General features: G+C 63.8%; 17 protein-coding genes. 8 read left to right on the top strand and 9 right to left on the bottom strand.

The window, feature by feature from the left end:
• Window positions 1-13: 13 nt before the first annotated feature.
• Both JQ635_RS35040 and JQ635_RS35035 read right to left on the bottom strand, forming a co-directional pair.
• On the bottom strand, window positions 14-2,356 hold the full coding sequence (locus JQ635_RS35040; protein ID WP_211414328.1) for a xanthine dehydrogenase family protein molybdopterin-binding subunit: 2,343 nt from the start codon (window positions 2,354-2,356) through the stop codon (window positions 14-16).
• Between the two features lie 84 nt (window positions 2,357-2,440).
• Window positions 2,441-2,926 carry a (2Fe-2S)-binding protein gene (locus JQ635_RS35035; protein ID WP_211414327.1) on the bottom strand — a complete coding sequence of 162 codons (486 nt, stop codon included), beginning with the start codon at window positions 2,924-2,926 and terminating at the stop codon, window positions 2,441-2,443.
• A gap of 649 nt (window positions 2,927-3,575) precedes the next feature.
• On the opposite strand from JQ635_RS35035, the gene JQ635_RS35030 reads away from it, so the two are divergent.
• The 6 genes from JQ635_RS35030 to JQ635_RS35010 all read left to right on the top strand — a co-directional run bounded on the left by JQ635_RS35030 (window position 3,576) and on the right by JQ635_RS35010 (window position 9,072).
• On the top strand, window positions 3,576-4,025 hold the full coding sequence (locus JQ635_RS35030; RefSeq protein ID WP_211414326.1) for an SRPBCC family protein: 450 nt from the start codon (window positions 3,576-3,578) through the stop codon (window positions 4,023-4,025).
• A 329-nt stretch (window positions 4,026-4,354) separates the two neighbouring features.
• Window positions 4,355-6,070 (top strand): PQQ-dependent methanol/ethanol family dehydrogenase, encoded by a 1,716-nt coding sequence (locus JQ635_RS35025; RefSeq protein ID WP_246583961.1) that lies wholly within the window; start codon window positions 4,355-4,357, stop codon window positions 6,068-6,070.
• 139 nt (window positions 6,071-6,209) lie between these two features.
• Complete coding sequence (locus JQ635_RS35020; protein ID WP_211414325.1) at window positions 6,210-7,397, top strand: c-type cytochrome; 1,188 nt, start codon at window positions 6,210-6,212, stop codon at window positions 7,395-7,397.
• A gap of 153 nt (window positions 7,398-7,550) precedes the next feature.
• The gene (locus JQ635_RS35015; protein WP_211414324.1) at window positions 7,551-8,243 is read left to right on the top strand and encodes a response regulator; all 693 of its coding nucleotides are present in this window, start codon (window positions 7,551-7,553) and stop codon (window positions 8,241-8,243) included.
• Entirely contained in the window at window positions 8,240-8,371 is a 132-nt protein-coding gene (locus JQ635_RS39290; protein ID WP_283826925.1) for a hypothetical protein, read from the top strand. Before JQ635_RS35015 ends, JQ635_RS39290 begins: the two co-directional genes overlap by 4 nt.
• On the top strand, window positions 8,371-9,072 hold the full coding sequence (locus JQ635_RS35010) for a response regulator (protein ID WP_211414323.1): 702 nt from the start codon (window positions 8,371-8,373) through the stop codon (window positions 9,070-9,072). The genes JQ635_RS39290 and JQ635_RS35010 overlap by 1 nt, the downstream gene beginning before the upstream one ends.
• An 11-nt stretch (window positions 9,073-9,083) precedes the next feature.
• Here JQ635_RS35010 and JQ635_RS35005 read toward each other — a convergent pair whose 3' ends face one another.
• The 5 genes from JQ635_RS35005 to JQ635_RS34985 form a co-directional block, all read right to left on the bottom strand.
• The gene (locus tag JQ635_RS35005) at window positions 9,084-9,959 is read right to left on the bottom strand and encodes an alpha/beta fold hydrolase (RefSeq protein WP_211414322.1); all 876 of its coding nucleotides are present in this window, start codon (window positions 9,957-9,959) and stop codon (window positions 9,084-9,086) included.
• 95 nt (window positions 9,960-10,054) lie between these two features.
• Window positions 10,055-10,516 carry a carboxymuconolactone decarboxylase family protein gene (locus tag JQ635_RS35000; protein WP_211414321.1) on the bottom strand — a complete coding sequence of 154 codons (462 nt, stop codon included), beginning with the start codon at window positions 10,514-10,516 and terminating at the stop codon, window positions 10,055-10,057.
• A 53-nt stretch (window positions 10,517-10,569) separates the two neighbouring features.
• Window positions 10,570-10,983: a cupin domain-containing protein gene (locus JQ635_RS34995; protein WP_211414320.1), complete on the bottom strand. Its 414-nt coding sequence runs from the start codon at window positions 10,981-10,983 to the stop codon at window positions 10,570-10,572.
• Window positions 10,984-11,007: 24 nt separating this feature from the next.
• Window positions 11,008-12,348 (bottom strand): epoxide hydrolase family protein, encoded by a 1,341-nt coding sequence (locus tag JQ635_RS34990; protein ID WP_211414319.1) that lies wholly within the window; start codon window positions 12,346-12,348, stop codon window positions 11,008-11,010.
• 47 nt (window positions 12,349-12,395) lie between these two features.
• Window positions 12,396-13,073: a VOC family protein gene (locus JQ635_RS34985; RefSeq protein WP_211414318.1), complete on the bottom strand. Its 678-nt coding sequence runs from the start codon at window positions 13,071-13,073 to the stop codon at window positions 12,396-12,398.
• 193 nt (window positions 13,074-13,266) lie between these two features.
• Between JQ635_RS34985 and JQ635_RS34980 the strand changes: the two genes are divergently transcribed.
• Window positions 13,267-13,728, top strand: a complete 462-nt coding sequence (locus tag JQ635_RS34980; RefSeq protein WP_246583960.1) for a MarR family winged helix-turn-helix transcriptional regulator — start codon at window positions 13,267-13,269, stop codon at window positions 13,726-13,728.
• Between the two features lie 112 nt (window positions 13,729-13,840).
• Here JQ635_RS34980 and JQ635_RS34975 read toward each other — a convergent pair whose 3' ends face one another.
• Complete coding sequence (locus JQ635_RS34975) at window positions 13,841-15,196, bottom strand: hybrid sensor histidine kinase/response regulator (protein WP_211414382.1); 1,356 nt, start codon at window positions 15,194-15,196, stop codon at window positions 13,841-13,843.
• A 5-nt stretch (window positions 15,197-15,201) separates the two neighbouring features.
• Window positions 15,202-16,368, bottom strand: a complete 1,167-nt coding sequence (locus tag JQ635_RS34970) for an FIST N-terminal domain-containing protein (protein ID WP_211414316.1) — start codon at window positions 16,366-16,368, stop codon at window positions 15,202-15,204.
• 252 nt (window positions 16,369-16,620) lie between these two features.
• Here JQ635_RS34970 and JQ635_RS34965 point away from each other — a divergent pair.
• Window positions 16,621-18,008: HAMP domain-containing protein (locus JQ635_RS34965; RefSeq protein WP_211414315.1), on the top strand; the 1,388-nt coding region annotated here is incomplete at its 3' end.

Below are 18,008 nucleotides of genomic sequence, written 5' to 3'. Positions count from 1 at the left end.
TCGTTCCTCCCTCTTAAGCCGCGTTGATCGTGCGCCACACCCGATCCGGGGTTGCGGGCATTTCCAGGTTGTTCTTGCCGATCGCATCCGTGATCGCGTTGATCACGGCCGCTGACGCCCCGATCGCGCCGGCCTCACCGCAACCCTTGATGCCCAGCGGATTGCCCGGGCACAGCGTCGTGGTGTGGGAGAGGTTGAACGAGGGCACATCGTCGGCGCGCGGCATGGCGTAGTCCATGAACGAGGCCGTGACCGGCTGGCCGTTGACATCGTAGATCGCGTGCTCGAGCAGCGCCTGTCCGATGCCTTGAACCAGGCCGCCATGGACCTGGCCCTCGACGATCATCGGGTTGATCAGCCGGCCGAAATCGTCGGCCGCGACGAAGTTGACGAAGGAGGTCTTGCCGGTGCCGGGATCGACCTCGAGCTCGCAGATATAGGTGCCGGCCGGGAAGGTGAAGTTGGTCGGATCGTAGAAGGCGCTTTCCTTCAGGCCGGGCTCCATCCCGTCAGGCAGATTGTGCGCGGTATAGGCTGCGAGAGCGACCATCGGGAAGGCGATCGCCTTGTCGGTGCCGGTCACCTTGAACTCGCCGTTCTCGATGACGATGTCGGCTTCCGACGCCTCCAGCGCATGCGCTGCGATCTTCTTGGCCTTGGATTCGACCTTCTCCATCGCCTTCAGGATCGCGGTGAGACCGACGGCCGCCGAGCGCGAGCCATAGGTGCCCATGCCGAACTGCACCTTGTCGGTGTCGCCGTGGACGATCGAGACCTGGCTGATGGGAACACCCAGGCGATCGGCAACGAGCTGGCAGAACGTCGTCTCATGACCCTGGCCGTGGCTGTGCGAGCCCGTCAGGATCTCGATGGTGCCGACCGGGTTGACGCGTACCTCGGCCGATTCCCACAGGCCGACGCCGGCGCCGAGGCTACCGACAGCCTTCGACGGCGCGATGCCGCAGGCCTCGATGTAGCAGGACACGCCGATGCCGCGAAGCTTGCCTTGCGACTTTGCTTGCGCCTTGCGCGCGGCGAAGCCGGCATAGTCGATCGCCTTCATCGCGGCGTCGAGCGAGGCGTTAAAGTCGCCGGTGTCATAGGCCATGATCACGGGCGTCTGGTGCGGGAACTGGGTGATGAAGTTGGCCCGGCGCAGCGCCGCCGGATCGACCTTCAGCTGCCGCGCCGCCGTCTCCATCAACCGCTCAATCAGATAGCTCGCCTCGGGACGGCCCGCGCCGCGATAGGCGTCGACCGGCGTGGTGTTGGTGTAGACGCCGATCACCTCGGCATGGATCGCCGGGATGTTGTACTGACCCGACAGCAGCGTCGCGTAGAGATAGGTCGGCACCGAGGACGAGAACAGCGACATGTAGGCGCCGAAATTGGCGTAGGTCTTCACCTTGAAGCCGGTGATCTTGTTGTTGGCGTCGAACGCCATCTCGGCATGGGTAACATGGTCGCGGCCATGCGCGTCGGTGAGGAAGGCCTCGGTGCGGTCGCCGGTCCACTTCACCGGACGGCCGACCTTCTTGGAGGCCCACAGCGCCACCATCTCTTCCGGGTAGATGAAGATCTTCGAGCCGAAGCCGCCGCCGACGTCGGGCGCGATCACGCGCAGCTTGTGCTCGGGGGCGATGTTGTAGAACGCCGACAGCACGAGGCGGGCGACGTGCGGGTTCTGCGACGTCGTGTAGAGCGTGAAATGCTCTTCCGCCGCGTCGTAGTCGGCGATCGCCGCGCGCGGCTCCATCGCGTTCGGCGCGAGGCGGTTGTTGGTGACGTCGAGCTTCACGACATTGGCGGCCTTGGCGAAGGCGGCATCCGTCGCGCCTTCGTCGCCGATCACCCAGTCATAGACCTGGTTGCCGGGAGCCTCGGGATGAAGCTGCGGCGCGCCGGCCTTGATGGCGGCGTGGACGTCGGCAACCGCGGGAAGCTCCTCGTAATCGACCACGACGGCTTCCGCCGCGTCGCGCGCCAGATTCTTGCTGTCGGCGATCACGACCGCGACGGCCTGACCGACGAAGCGCACCGTCTCCGGCGCCATCGCCGGCCAGGCGCCCATCTTCATCGGGCTGCCGTCCTTGGAGGTGATGGCCCAGCCGCAGATGAGGTTGCCGACCTTGTCGTCGACGAGCTGCTGGCCTGTGAGCACTGCGACCACACCCGGCATCTTCAGCGCGGCGGAGGAGTCGATCCCCTTCACCTTGGCATGCGCATGCGGGCTGCGGATGAAATGGGCATGGGTCATGCCCAGCAATTTGATGTCGTCCACATACCGGCCCTTGCCGGTGATGAAACGCTTGTCTTCCTTGCGCACGACGCGCGCGCCGATGCCTTCAACACCCATGTCTGGTCCTCCCGACCGGAAATTGTTTTGACCGCGCTGTCCATCGGCAGCTGCGGCGGTGGTTCTTCTTTCGAGGCGCGCCGCTTACTCGGCCGCCTGCGAGACCTTCATGCGGCCGGCTGCATCCAGCACGGCTTTGACGATGTTGTGGTAGCCGGTGCAGCGGCAGATATTGCCCTCGAGCTCATGACGAACGGTGGCCTCGTCGAGCTGGCCGCCGTAACGATGCACGATGTCGATCGCCGACATGATCATGCCCGGGGTGCAATAGCCGCATTGCAGACCGTGATTGTCGCGGAAGGCGGCCTGCATCGGGTGCAGCTCGTCGCCCTTGGCGATACCCTCGATGGTGGTGACGTTGGCGCCGTCGGCCTGGCCCGCCAGCATGGTGCAGGATTTCACCGCGCGGCCGTCCATGTGCACGACGCAGGCGCCGCACTGGCTGGTGTCGCAGCCGACATGGGTCCCGGTCAGATTGAGGTGATCGCGCAGCAGATGGACCAGCAGCGTGCGGTCCTCGACATCGACAGCAACGGCCTTGCCGTTCACCGTCAGTTTGACTGTAGACACGTGAGTACCTCCCGAATGTTTGTAGTTATTCTAATTAGAGACAGCGCGAACGGAACTTTGCAACTGGGATTTTGGTGGCCGCGCGTCATGGAAAGGTCATCGTGGCGGCTGTCGCAGACGCACGATTCGGTCACGACATGTCGCGCCGTCACCAGCGCATGGCGCGACCTTGCAATGAGCTTGCGAAAACGGTGTCCATGTCGTCAGATGCGGCCTGCGCTCAACCGCTATCGCGCGAAGCGCTGGCCTTGAGCGCTGGCCTTGGACGTCGCGCGCCTCGCGCGTCGCTCCTCCCTTTGATGCCTAGTTCCTTGTCACGAATAGGAGCACGCGCTCACGCCCTTGTAATCGCGATCTTGGTAGTAGGCGGAAGCTATCTAAGTCATTGATTTTGTTCGCTGCGATGCAGCGAGACGTCGCCGGCCGGGACGTCCGGGTGTTGCGACGCCGACGCCCCATTCCGCCATTCCTGGCGCGCAACGGAGTCTGTCATCGGGCCGCGCTTCGCGCGGACCCGTTGGTCGCGCCCCGCAATGCCTTTGAATGAATGAGACGCGGCAAAGCAGGACTAGTACTTCCTGGCGATTGATCGCAGCCGGGCGCCCCCCTAGTCGAACCGTACAAGCAACAGCCAAAAGGGGTGGAAGCGATGCAGATGAACGACAGTCAGCGGATCCCGGCGTCGAAGGCCACGGTGTGGGCTGCGCTCAACGATCCCGATATTCTCAGACGCTGCATTCCCGGCTGCCAATCGCTCGAGATGGCATCGCCGACGGAGATGACGGCGACCGTGGTGCTGAAGGTCGGCCCGGTGAAGGCGACGTTCAGCGGCAAGGTGACGCTGACCGATATCGATGCGCCCAACGGCTACCGCATCGTCGGCGAAGGCGCCGGCGGCGTCGCGGGCTTTGCCAAGGGCGGCGCGAAGGTCAGGCTGGAAGAAGAATCGCCCGATGTCACCATCCTGCATTACGAGGCCGACGCGCAGATCGGCGGCAAGCTCGCACAGCTCGGCTCGCGGCTGATCGACTCGACGTCGCGAAAACTCGCCGCGAACTTCTTCGAAAGTTTTGCGGCGGTGGTAGCGCCATCATCCTGACCGATGCGCGCGGTACCCTCTCACCTCAGTCGTCGTCCCGGATCTGCACGTCGCTTCGCTCGGTTTGTCCGGGACGACGGTTGAGTCTTGGTCTTGCCGTAATCCGATGCCGCATTTCGGGCTGAAAAATACGGGCAAGACGCAAGTCAGGACAACGAGATGAGCGGCGAAAGCTGCCGATGATATGCACTACTACCTTCCGCCTATACTAAGCGCGAAAAGGCGATGCTGTAATTTCGAACGATGGCTCGCAGGCAAACTGCACATCACGAGCGCAGCGCGCTCAGGCGCCCAACGAGGCGTGCACAACAACATCGCGGAGGGAATACATGACCTTTGGAACGAAGGGCTTCTTGGCTGGCATCTCGATGATTGCGATGCTCGCCGCCGTTACATCCGGCACTCGCGCCAACGAGACCGTGCTCAAGGCGCAATCGGATGCGAACCAGTGGGCCGTCGCCGGCCACGACTACGGCAACACGCGCTTCAGCCCGCTGAAGCAGATCAACACCGAGAACGCCGGCAAGCTGACGCTCGCCTATTCGTTCTCGCTGGCGTCGCTGCGCTCGAACGAATCCTCGCCGATCGTCATCGGCAACACGCTCTACGTTTCGAGCTCCTGGGGCCCGAAATACGTCTATGCGCTCGATGCGGCCACCGGTGCGCGCAAATGGACCTGGGAGCCCGACATTCCCGAGGACGTGCTGCAATACGCCTGCTGCGACGTGAACAATCGCGGCGTCACCTATGCCGACGGCAAGATCTTCGTCGGCCGCCTCGACGGCAAGCTGACGGCGCTGGATGCCGCGACCGGCAAGGCGCTGTGGACGGCGAAGGTGGTCGACTACAAGCAGGGGTCGGTCATCACCTCGCCGCCGCTTGTCGTGCGCGACAAGGTCATCACCGGCTTCGGCGGCGGCGAATACGGCGTGCGCGGCTCGCTGCAGGCCTTCGACATCAACACCGGCAAGCAGCTGTGGCAGACCTTCACCGTTCCTTCGCCGGATGAGCCCGGTGGCGACTCCTGGAAGGGCGACTCCGCCCAGCATGGCGGCGGCGCGGCCTGGCTGGTCGGCTCCTACGATCCGAAGAGCGACACGGTATATTGGGGCACCAGCAATCCCGGCCCGTGGAACACCGCGGTGCGGTCGACCGGCGACGGCAATTTCGGCAAGCTGACCAACCTCTACACCGCCTCGACGGTGGCGTTCGATCCCAACACCGGCAAGATCAAGTGGCACATCCAGACCACGCCGGCCGATGCCTGGGACTATGACGGCGTCAATGAAGCCGTGCTCGCGGATCTGAAGATCGGCGGCAGCACAGTTCCGGCGCTGATGAAGGCGGATCGCAATGGCTACTTCTTCGTCGCCAACCGCGAGACCGGTAAGGTGTTGTCGGCGGAGAAATACGTGTTCTCCAACTGGGCCAAGAAATGGGACGTCGCCACGATGCGCGCGGTCGAGGATCCCGACAAGCGGCCCGGGCCGAATCATCCCGCCAAGGACATCTGCCCGAACCTGATCGGCGGCAAGAACTGGCAGCCGATGTCGTTCAATCCGCAGACCGGACTCGTCTACATCCCGTCCAACAATGTCTGCATGGACTGGTCGGTCTCCGATGTCGCCTACAAGCGCGGCGTGTTCTATCTCGGCGCCGAATTCCCGACCAAGGAAGGCCCCGGCGGCTTCCTCGGCGAGCTCGTGGCCTGGGATCCGGTCGCGCAGAAGAAGGTCTGGTCGATCAAGGAAGACCTGCCGTTCAACGGCGGCACGCTGACCACCGGCGGCGGCCTCGTGTTTGCCGGCAACATCCATGGCGACTTCCGTGCCATCGATGCGAAGTCCGGCAAGGTGCTGTGGAGCAAGAATCTCGGCTCCGGCATCGGCGCGGGTCCGGTGACTTACCAGGTCGACGGCAAGCAATATGTCGCCATCGTTGTCGGCCGCACGGCTGCGCTGCCGGCGTTCCTGGGCGAGGTAGGAAAGAAGATGACGGCCGCAGCTCCCGAGGGCGGTTCGCTCTTCGTGTTCTCCGTCCAGTGACCACTCGCGCGCGTATCCTCTCGAGGTGACGGGATACGCGCGCGCTTTTTCCAGACTTTAGTCGCGGCATCGGCCGACGCCTGATGCCGCCGCGCCTGGCTCAACGAACTCCGGCCCAACAACGCTATGGGAGACGAGGATGCGTGCCAATCATTCTGCCATCGGTGCGAGCCGACGCCGCTCCATCTCGGCCTTGCTCGCATGTGCCGCCGCGGCGCTGATCGTTCCGGCCTCGCCGCTACACGCCGACGAGGCACAGCCGCTCCGTCTCTGCGCCGATCCGACCAACCTTCCATTCTCGAGCGATAGTCCGTCGCAGCCGGGCTTCTATGTCGAGATTGGGCAGGCGCTGGCGCAGGCGCTCGGCCGGCCGATCGCCTACGACTGGTACAAATCCTATTTCGGCAAGCGCACCGTGCGCGTCACCCTGCTCGGCAAGCAATGCGACGCCATGATCGGGCTGCCGCGGTCCGAGGATTTCATGGGACCGGCCGTGATCTTCTCCAGCACCGTCGCGAAGGAGGGCTATGCCCTCGTCGCCGCCAAGGGGCTGGCCCTCGGCGGCATCGACGGCCTCAAGGGCAAACGTGTTGCCGTGCAGTTCGCCAGCACGCCGCAAAACCTGCTCGCGAGCCGCGACGACATCCAGAAGGTGACGGTGCTGTCGCCCGAGGAAGGCATGCAGGCGCTCGACCAGGGCAGGGCCGACGTCGCCTTCATCTGGGGGCCGGTCGCCGGCTGGCTGAACAAGACCAGCTACAACAGTCGCTATCAGATCGAGCTCACCGAAGGCGAAGGCCTGTCATGGGACGCCGCCATCGGTTTTGCGAAGACCTCGACGGACCTGCGTGATCGCGTCGATGCCGTGCTGCCGCAGCTTCAGAGGACGATCGGCGAGCTCGCAGCGAAATACGGCCTGCCGACTGGCGAGCCGGTTCGCTTCGGCGAGGGCCGGACGGTGCCGGCGGGAACGACGACGGGGACCGGAACCGGAACCAGCGTGGCGCAGGTCGCCAATGTGGTGGCGACCGAGACCAAGGGCGACGCGGCCGCGCCAGGCGCGGAGGCTGTCGGCGCGGGCAAGGAGATCTTCAACGGAACCTGTGCGCATTGCCACGGTCCCGACGCGATCCAGAGCGAGCGGAAGATCGATCTACGGCTGCTGCGTCACCGTTACGGCGACGAGATGCGCGAGAAGTTCTGGACGACCGTGCATGAGGGCCGGCCGGCCAAGGGCATGCCGGCCTGGAAGGAGGTCTTCACCGACGACCAGTTTGACAACATCTATTCCTTCCTGCTGACGGTCCAGTCCGAATCGAACGACTGAACGATCTTGACCGAGCCCGATCGGGAGGATGTGCTAGCGTCCATCCGGTGCCATCCCGGTGCCGGACGGGTGCCGCATGGTTCGGCCTCTTCCGCTCCGGCGGTGGATGCCTGTACGGTGCATTATTCGGCGGTGCAGTCCTGTGAAGGCGCCATGACCAGTTTCCTGATCATCGACGATCATCCGCTGTTTCGCGAGGCGCTCGGCAATGCGGTGCGACTGGCCTTGCCGGAGGCGCGGATCTTCGAGGCGATGTCGATCGAGGATGCCCTTCATATCCTGACGGCCGAGCAGGGCGAGGGCATCGACCTCGCGCTGCTCGACCTCCTGCTGCCGGATTCGACCGGCTTCTCCGGCTTTCTGCGGTTGCGCGAGGCCTATCCGCGCCTGCCCGTCGCCATCGTGTCGAGCGACGAGGACCAGCGCGTCGTCCGCGAGGCGCTGGAGCTGGGGGCCGCCGGTTATCTGCCGAAGTCGATGTCGAAGCGCGAACTGGCGCAATCGATCGAGGGCGTGCTGAAGGGATCGGTGTCGGTGCCCAAGGACTTCGTGGCGGCGCCGCAGCGGCGGCGGGCCGAGGCCAGCAAGGCGCTCGAGGTCAAGCTGCGCGAGCTCACACCGCAGCAGCTTCGCGTGCTCGATCTGCTGCGGCGCGGCTATCCGAACCGGCAGATCGCGCAGGAGCTTCAGCTCGCCGAATCCACGGTGAAGGCGCATATCACCGAGATCCTGCGCAAGCTCGGTCTGTTCAGCCGCAACAAGGCGATCATCGAGATCGGCAAGATGGACTTGCCCGATCCCAAGGCCCGGCCCTATGCGCGCGCCGACCGCGGGCGGCCGCAATGACGCGCGATGTCGTGCTTGACGTCGTGCTTGACCTGGATCAAGTCGGTTTGACCCGGCTGGGACATTCTCGTTTCGACCTCGAACCCGGCAATAATTTGGGCAATAATCAGGGAATGGCGCATCCGTGATGCGATTTCTGATTGTCGAAGATCATCCGCTGTTTCGCGAAGCCCTCGAGGGCGCGCTCCAGATGGTGGCGCCGGCGGCCGAGATCCTTCAGGCGACGTCGATCGACGGTGCGCTCGAGCAGGGAGCAGTGACCACCGGGCTCGATCTCATCCTGCTCGATCTGTCGATGCCGGGCACCACGGGTCTTTCGGGCATCATCCGCATCCGCAAGGCATTTCCCAGGATCCCCGTCGTCATCGTATCCGGGCATCAGGATCCGCAGATCATGTCCGGCGCCTTGTCGCTCGGCGTCTCCGGCTACATCCTCAAATCGTCGTCCAAGCAGGATCTGGCGCAGTCGATCGGCGAGGTGCTGCGCGGCTCGGTCTGTGTCCCCTCCGCCTATCGCGGACTTGTCCGCCCGCAACGCGCGGCCGGGCCCGCGCAGGATCTCATCAGGCGCCTGCACGATCTGACGCCGCAGCAATTGCGCGTGCTCGAGATGCTCAAGCGCGGCCTGCAGAACAAGCAGATCGCCTATGAGCTGAAGATTTCCGAGACCACGGTGAAGGTCCACGTCTCCGACATCCTGCGCAAGCTCAACGTGCTGAGCCGCACCAAGGCGATCGTCGAAATGTCTCGGATCGATTTCGCGACGCTGGCAGCCGAGGGCACCGGCCCGAAGCGGGAGCGTTCGCAGGCCGATCCGCCCTCGGGATAGCCAGGCGTCAGTCATCGGAACGAGGCGCGAACCTCATCGACGGTTCCCTCCGGATTTTGGAGGTGAGGGTAGTGTCCAATGCCGGGGAGAAGCGCGAATTCCGCGCGGACCCTTTCAGCGAGTTCTGCTCCCATCTCCTTCTTGATGTAGAGATCTTTCTCACCCCAAACCACCTTCAACGGAGTTTTGAGCCGAGCGAGTTGCGATTCGAAGTGGTCTTGGTCTCGCGTGAAGTGCGAGTAGTAATGGGAGAAAGCGTCTACGGTCGTCATGGCGCCGTGGCTCCATCCGTGGGACATGTCGTCCCTGAATTCCCGCGCAACTTCGAACTGCGCTTCCTTGGGCAAGCCTCTTGTGAAGACGTTTTCCAGGATCTCGTCGCGATTCCTGTTCATGTTAGCGCGGACCTGCTCCATGGCAGGTCCCGCCTTCAGATTTTGCAGATTCTCGGACATGAACTGCGGCCTGTTGAACGGGGCGAAGTCGCCAACGATGATGGCCCTTGCGATATCAGGTTTTTCCACCGCCAGCAGGAGTGCCGGCAGGGCTCCGATGTCCGTTGCGTAGATCGTGAGCCTGGATGCGTCGATGCCTGCTTTCGCGATGTACTGGTCCAGAACATGCGCGTAGTCCTTCGGCGCGTAGGAGAACCTGTCGACCGCGGGCCTCGATGAAAGACCGTAGCCCGGCCAATCGAAGGCATGGACTTCGTAGTCATCGGCGAGGGCCGCGCCGATATCCTTCCAGGCATACAGGGTCTCTGGAAAGCCGTGCAGAAAGAGAACGGTCCCCCTCGGTCTCGCGCTGCGCAGAACCATCCTTCTGAGCGTGATGTCTTTGCTGATCTCGAAGAAACCGATAGGGTTGTCGTTGATCCGCTGTGACATGGTCAGTGTCCTTTCATCCCGTTGCGAGATCGGCGTGCAGGTCGAGGTGATCTGGAGGCCAAGGAGGCCCGGCGGAGAAGAGTTCGGGCCTGCTGCTACGCCTGATGCTCGAGTACGGCCTGCGGCGTGTTCCGAAAGCTGATGGCCATGCGATTGTAGGCGTTCATCAAGCCAATCGCGATCGTGAGATCCACGAGCTCCCGTTCGTTGAACACGGCACGGGCGGCCTGATACGCTTCGTCCGGCACGTTGGTCTCCGCGACGCGCGTCACCGTTTCGGCCCATGCCAGGGCGCCGCGTTCGCGCTCATCGAAGAGGTTGCCGCCCTCCCTCCACGCCTGTACCAGCGCGATCTTTTCGATCTTCACTCCCTTCTTGAGCAAGTCGCGCGTGTGCGAGTCGAGACAGTACGCGCAGCTGTTGATCTGGGAAATTCGCAGATAGACCAGGTCGACCAACGCAGGGGAAAGGCTGCTCTGCATGACGTAGCCGTAGACGCCGCCCAGCGCTTTCACGCCTGCCGGTGCGATCTGATTGTAGTCGAGGCGCTTGCTCATTTTAGCTCCTTGATGAACGGAAGTGGCCAGGTCTTTTTCGTCGCTCGCCGCTGTCACTTCACCAATGCGAGCAGCGGCTTGCCTTTTTCGACGATATAGGTGGCGAGTTCGCTGCCGGTGACGCTGCCGACGTTCCTTGCCGCATGAACCGTTCCGGCCGGAATGAACAGGACGTCGCCGGCCTTCAGCGTGATCGGCGGCTTGTCCTCGATCTGGTACTCGAGCGAACCCTCGAGGACATAGATGATCTCTTCGCCGGGATGCGTGTGCTTGCCGAAGGCCACTCCCGGGGCGAGGTCGACGCGTACCTGGACGGCTTCGCGACCGGGGGCAGAGAGATCGTGCCGCTGCAGATCGGTGCGCGTCACGCCCGCCTGCTGAGCCTGTGCCGCGCTGGAAGCCAGAACGCTTCCGACGACAAGCGCCGCGATCGCCAGGATTTTCTTCTTCACTTGATGCTCGCTCATTTCGTGCTCCCTTGGGCAGAATGTTCAGATCGATTTGCGCAGCGACCGGAAGCCTGTGCGGACCTCTTCCGCAAAAAGTCGCGGCTGTTCCCAGGCTGCAAAGTGTCCGCCTTGGTCGACCTTGTTGTAGTGAATGAGCTTGTGATAGGCGCGCTCGGTCCAGCTGCGCGGAGCCTGGTAGATTTCGCCTGGAAAGACGCTCACGGCGGCGGGAATCGAGATGCCGACCGCGTTCAGTGCGCTCATTCCCTTGTTTTCCCAATAGAAGCGGGCCGCCGAGATCGCGGTGTTCGTCAGCCAGTAGAGTGTGATGTCGTCGAGGACGTCGTCGCGCGTGACGTCGCCTGCGGAGTGCCCATTGATGGTGCGCCCGAGCACGGCCGAAGTGATCGCCGCCGCCGGCTGCGCATCACCGTCACCGTGGTCGAGAATCCAAGCGGCAAGGCCGACCGGCGAATCCGCCAAGCCGTAGAGCGTCTGCGGCCGCGTCGCCATCATCGCGGCGTAGGCAAAATGCCTGGCGCGAAAATCCTTCACCTGGTCGAAGGCGCGTTGCTCGTCGGCAGAGAGACCGGATGGTGCCTCACCGCTCTGCAACGCCTTGGTGATCTCCGGCGGAATCGTGCCGGGGAAGTTGGTGTGGATGCCCAGCAGTTCCGGCGGCGCCTGTTCGGCCATCGCATTGGAAATGAGAGCACCGATGTCCCCGCCTTGCGCGACAAAGCGGGTGTAGCCAAGGCGCTTCATCAGTTCGACCCATGCGCGCGCGACGCGAGGGGGGCCCCAGCCGCTGGTGGTCGGTTTGCCCGAAAACCCGTAGCCGGGAACGGACGGGATCACGATATGGAAAGCGTCCGATGCGCTCGCGCCGTGCGCCGTGGGATTGGTGAGAGGATCGATGATCTTCAACTGCTCGATGATCGAACCGGGCCATCCATGCGTGACGATGAGCGGCAGGGCATTTTCATGCTTCGAACGAACGTGAAGGAAATGAATGTCCAGCCCATCGATCTCGGTGATGAACTGGGGCAGGACGTTCAACTTTGCCTCGATCTTCCGCCAGTCGTAGTCCGTCGCCCAGTAGCGCGCGAGGTCCCGAAGGATCGCAAGCTGTACGCCCTGCGACTCGTCGGCGACGGTTTCCTGTTCCGGCCACCTCGTCGCGTTGATGCGGCTGCGCAGATCGATCAGCGCCTCTTCCGGAATATTGATCCGGAAAGGCCGGATTTCGTCACTTGTGGCCGCCGTCGCCGGGTGCGTGGAAAGAACACTTGCGGCCGCCGCGGCGGCAATTCCCATCGCAGCGGTAAGCATGAGCTGGCGCCGGTCCGGGTTGATGATTTCCGAAACTGATTGCGCACGCATTGGGACTCTCCCTCACTCGTTCAACTGGGTGACGTTGCAGCCGCGGCTCAGACCGGCAGCGGCTGGCCGGCCTGCTCGCGGGCGATGTAGTCGGCGTACCAGTCCGGCCAGTTCGCATCGTGCTGACCGCCGTTCCGCTTCTCGTGCTCACCATGTGCCGCGGAGGCACGCCGGAGCGCGCTCGCGAGCTCGGTCGAGGAGGTGAATGTCGTGCCTGCTGTCTCCACGCGTCCCGGCAATCGGGCGGTGATCTCCTGGAACAGCCAGCCGTTGCCGTCGGGATCGTTGAACGAGACGTACGAGCGATAGCTGGTGCGCGCGGGATCCAGACCAGCAATCCGGCGGCGCCCGAACAGATAAGGCTCGTCCTGTCCGGTGTGCACGTCGCCTGCAGCGTGGAAGACCTCGCTGACCTCGACGCCGCGAACGCGCAGATCGTCTCGCGCGGCTTCAATGTCGGAGACGATCAGGTACAGGCCCTGGGCGGAGCCGGGTACCGCCGCGGTCACGTTCTTGCCGAAGATGACCGAGGAGGGGGAGCCGGGCGGTGTGAACTGGATGACGCGGTAGTCGTCAGGCCCCGCGAAATCGGCATCGAGCCTCCATCCGAGGTTCGCATAGAACTTCTTGGCGCGATCGACGTCGGAAACAGGGATGACGACGACCTCGAGCTTCATGTCGATCGTTGGCGCTCGGGTGGTCTTGTTTGCATTCTGGGCAGTCATGGCACTCTCCTAAATTAGATCGTATCCGATATATTCGCGTGCGCTGTATAAAGTGCCGCCAGGCCTCAATGTCAACCCTTCCGATTTAATCGGACACGATATATATGCATGCGGAACTTCACATGTCCGTGTCGGAAAGGGCGCCCCAATGAGCCTGAACAACGGTCCCAGGGCCGATTCCAGAGACGATTCAATGACCAATCAGGAGCCGAAACCGGCCGCGGGCGACCGGCGCCTCGACGATTTCCTGTGCTTCGCGATCTATTCGGCCAACCTCGCCTACGGACGAGCCTACAAGCCGGGCCTCGATGAACTCGGCCTGACCTACCCGCAGTGGATCGCGATTGTGGCGCTGTGGGAGCAGGACGACCAAACCGTGAGCGAACTCGGCGACAAGATGTTCCTGGAATCCAACACCCTGACGCCGATCCTCAAAAAGCTCGAGGCGATGGGCTATTTGCGCCGCCAGCGCGATCCCGCCGACGAGCGGCAGGTGCGCGTCAGTCTCACCGACGCCGGCCGACGCCTTCGCGAGAAAGGCATGCACATGAATCTCGTGAAGTCGAGCGGACTCAAGCCGGATGAGTTCGCCCGGCTGCAGAAAAGCGTCGTCAGGCTCCGCGACAATTTAATCAAGGCGATGGAGGAAGAGTGACCGGCCCTGCCTACTGTGCATGGGGTTGTTTTCGACATTTTTGTCTTGGCTATTTGGCTATGCCCGATAGCCCCGCCCGCAAGCGGAACGAGGCGAAGACCGTCCGCGCCGGCTAGCTCAGCAGGAACGACAGCAGCGCCCGCATCTCGGCGGGCTTGATTGGCTTCTTCAGCACTTCGAGGCCGTAGAGGCTCGCCTCCTTCGCCGCCTTTTCGGAATAGTCGGCCGTGATGATCATGGCGGGAGTGTCGAGCTTCAACTGCTCCCGGACGGCGGCGATGGCCGACAGGCCGCTCTCGCCGTGGTCGAGATGGAGGTCGGCAATCACGGCATCGGGCGCGCCGCCGAGCTCGCTCAGGCGCACGAGTGCGTCCGCGCCCGATCGCGTGGTCGCGACGTCGCAGCCCCATCCCTCCAGCAGCGCGGCCATCGCCTCCGAGCCGTTCGGATCGTTCTCGATCAGCAGGATCTTGGCGCCTTCGAGCCCGCTATAGTTGTAGTGCCGCTCGGCGAGCCTGACCTCTTGCACCTCGTCGCCGACGTCGGAGAGGTCGGCCGGCTCCAGCTCCAGGGTGAAGGTCGATCCCCTGCCGAGCTGCGACGACAGCCGCACCTCGTGCCCGAGCACGGTGGCGAAGCGGCGGACGATGGAGAGGCCAAGCCCGAAGCCGGCCTGGTCGGTCGCAATGGCCTCCCCGCGCTGGAATTCGCGGAAGATCGCCTCCTGCTGGGCTTGCGCAATTCCGGGTCCGGTGTCGGACACCTGGACGCAGATCTGGTCGCCCCGCGGCCGGCATCCCATGACGACGCCGCCGCTGCGGGTGTAGCGAATGGCATTGGCAAGCAGGTTCTGCAGGATTCGTCGCAGCATCATCGCATCCGACATCACCGCCAGCGGCGAGGTGCGGATGCGCAAGGACAGGCCTTGCCGCGCGGCGATCGGCTCGAACTCGTTGCGGAGCTGCTCGAACAAGGGCGCCAGCGCGATCGCGTGCACGTCGGGCTTGAGCGCGCCGGCGTCGAGCTTGGCGATCTCCAGCAGCGACCGCAGCAGGTCCTCCAGCATCAGCAGCGAGCGGTCGGCCTGGTCGATGAGCAGGCCCGCCTCCTGCGATTCCATCATCTCGGTCAGCGCGGACAGGGTCAGGCGCGCCGCGTTGAGCGGCTGCAACAGGTCGTGGGTGACCGAGATCAGCACCGAGGATTTCAGCGAGCTTGCGGCTTCGGCCTGCTGCTTGGCGCGGTAGAGCCCCTCATTGGCGCGCTCGACCGAATGCAGCGCCTCGCGCAACTGGTGCGTCCGGTCGCGAACCTTGTGGTCGAGCGCAATGGCGGTTTCGAACAATGAAAAGGCGTTGAGCTGCTGGTCCATCGAGCGCTCGACGCGCGACATCAGCGCGGCATTGATCTTCTTCAGCTTGGCGGCCTCGCGCCGCAGCTGGTCGACCGCATCGGGGCCCTGCCACATGTCCGTCACGACGGACGCCTTCCGATCGCGACGCCGGTGAAGGTCTGGTTCACATGCATGGAGCCGAACTGCTCTCCATAGGTGTGAAAGCCGACGACCCGGTTCTGCCGGTACAATTCGGACATGTCGCGGGTGAGCTGATGCTGCTCGGCATCGAGCCGGCGGAGCAGGCACTCGAAACCGATATAGAGCGAGACGTCTCCAATCTGGTCGCGGATGTCGGCAAACGTCTCGCGGGTCGCGCCAACCAGGCTTCGCGACGTCGCCGCCGTCAGCACCATGCCCTCATCGATGGCGCAGAAGAAGTGCAGCGAGCCGTCTGGTTCGACGCGCTGGATCGAGCGCGCGTAATAGGAGCCGCCGACGCGCACCAGGACCGGGTGCGACGCAAAGGAGAACGGATCGAGCTTGGCGTCCAGGATGCCGACCACGCGCGAATATTCCAGTGCGGCAGGCTCTGCGTTCAGCTCCCTGACCATGCGATTTTCGATGTCGGCCTCGGTCACGACCATCTTCTGCGCCCGCGGCTCGAAATTGTCGCACTTGAAGACGCGGAACGGCAAGGATGTGTTCAACAGGATCAGCAGGGCGGCATTGGTGTGTGCCTTGCCGTCGACGAACACAAAGGTCTTCTCGAAGCGCATGCCGTCGCCTGCGGACCCGCCGACGACCGGAATGTCGTCGAGCGATGCATAGAGCGCGGACATCACCGCTTCCTCGCGGCGGCACAGGCCGTCGATCAGGACCAGGCCGAAGGGACTGCCGCGGTCGACCTGCGGGGTGGCGCGCAACAGCTCGTGCCGGAGCTCGCCGCCGATCCTGCGGCCGTCCTCGACGCGGAAACTGTCGAGGTTGAAAATGGGCCGCACCGCCGCGGAGAAGTCGGCACGGCTGAACGCCAGCGCCACGACGCTGTTCTCGTCCCAGCCATCAGGGGCAAGCTCGCCCGCAGTGGTGCAACCGCAGACCTGGGTCTCATCGAATTGCCGGGTGATCTCGGCGATGAAGTGATGGGGGTCGTAGCTGGGGGAGAGGAACACCAGGATCAGTGCCAGCTCGTCGGAGGGGAGCTGGGCCGCCAGTTCAGCCACGGCTTCATCGACGCTCGCAGCCTTCGACTTGGCCACGGCAACGCCAGACGCACCGCCAAACCGAAAATCGGTTTGCCCCACTCCGTTTCTCCCCTCGAGGACCAGCTCGGTCTAACGCCAAGTGCCTGATAAGTGTTCGAGAGTAAGGCGTTTTCCCGATAGCCGCAACACGGCGCCTGGGCGCGCACGGCCGGACGAACTTTCCCCGGCCAGGATGCAGACCGGACGGATTTACCACCCCTTGACGATTCTGCCTTAATTTTCCGCACGGTTCGGAAGGGGCTGCTTCCCGGGCCGCAGAATCGTCGCAAGAACATAGACTGGGGGTTGGGAATGTCCGGGCGTATCGCGTCGCCATCGAAGCGTACACTATTTCCGACCCTCCGGTTCCGCGCCAAGATCATTCTCGGCTTTGCCGCAGTACTGGTGATCTCGGCCGGCAGCATGGCTTTCGCCTATTTCGGTTTCGAGCGGGTGTCGTTGGGGGTCGGATCCTACCGCGCCAGCGTCTCCGAAGCCGACCTCGCCCGTACCATCGACCGCGAGCTGCTCGCCTACCGTTCGGCCGTCAAATATTTCGTCGCCACCGGCAAGGAAGACGATGCCAAGGTAGCGCTGGACGCCGAGGCCAGCCTGAAGAGCGCCATCGACCATGCCGTCAAGAGCGCCAAGAAGCCGGCGCGGCAGGAGAGCCTCGGCAAGCTCGCCAAGGAGTTTTCCAATTTCTCCGCGACCTTCGCAAAGGTGCTCCAGGCCAAGCGCGACAGCGCGCTGCTGGTGCAGAACCAGCTGACGCGCCAGGCCAATCTCCTGAAATACAAGCTCGACGATATCGGCAACAATGCCTCCGATTCCGAGGCGCAGGCGATCGAGTTCGGCACCAAGCAGGTCAACGCCCAGTTCCAGACCGCGAGCGCGGCGGCGACCAACTTCGTGCTGACGTCCGACCAGACGATTGCCACCAGCGCGCTGGCGCGGCTGAAATTCGTCGAGAACTCGCTCGGCGCGGTCTATTCCATGGACGACAAGATCGTCGCCGGCCTGAAGGACGCCAAGACCATCCTGGTGGCCTATCGCGAAGCGCTGGAGAAGCTGATCGCCAATGCCAAGATGGTCGATGAGCTCGTGACCGAGATGAGCGGCTCGGCCGGCGCGATCCTGCAAGGCGCGACCGCCATGAAGGCGGACCTCGTCGCCGAGCAGCAGCGGCTGGATTCGGAGTCGGAAGCGACCATCGGAAAGACCGAGCAGCTCGTGCTGATGCTGGCCGTCGGCGGCACGCTGCTCGGTGCGCTGCTCGCCTTCCTGCTCGGCACCGGCATCTCGCGTCCGATGATCGCGATGTGCAAGGCGATGCGCGAGCTCGCCTCGGGCAATTTCGACGTCGTGCTGCCCGGCTTGGGGCGCAAGGACGAGATCGGCGAGATGGCCGGCGCTGTCGAGGAGTTCAAGGTTCAGGCCGTCGCCAAAGCCGAGCGCGATGCCGCCGCCAGCGAAGTCCAGAACCGCGAACAGGCCGCCAGCCGCCGCGCTGAGCTGATCCGCTTTGCCGATGATTTCGAGAGCGCGGTCGGCGCCATCGTCTCCAATGTCTCGGCTTCCGCCGTGCAGCTGGAATCGGCGGCATCCACCCTGACCCGCACTGCCGAGACCACGCAGAGCCTGTCGAGCCAGGTCGCCGGCGTCTCCGAGCAGGCTTCCTCCAACATGCAGTCGGTCGC

The sequence above is a fragment of the Bradyrhizobium iriomotense genome, from assembly GCF_018130765.1.
Taxonomy (GTDB): domain Bacteria; phylum Pseudomonadota; class Alphaproteobacteria; order Rhizobiales; family Xanthobacteraceae; genus Bradyrhizobium; species Bradyrhizobium iriomotense_A.
The sequence above is the reverse complement of the archived record's forward strand: the minus strand, read 5'-3'. Positions and strand labels throughout refer to the sequence as shown.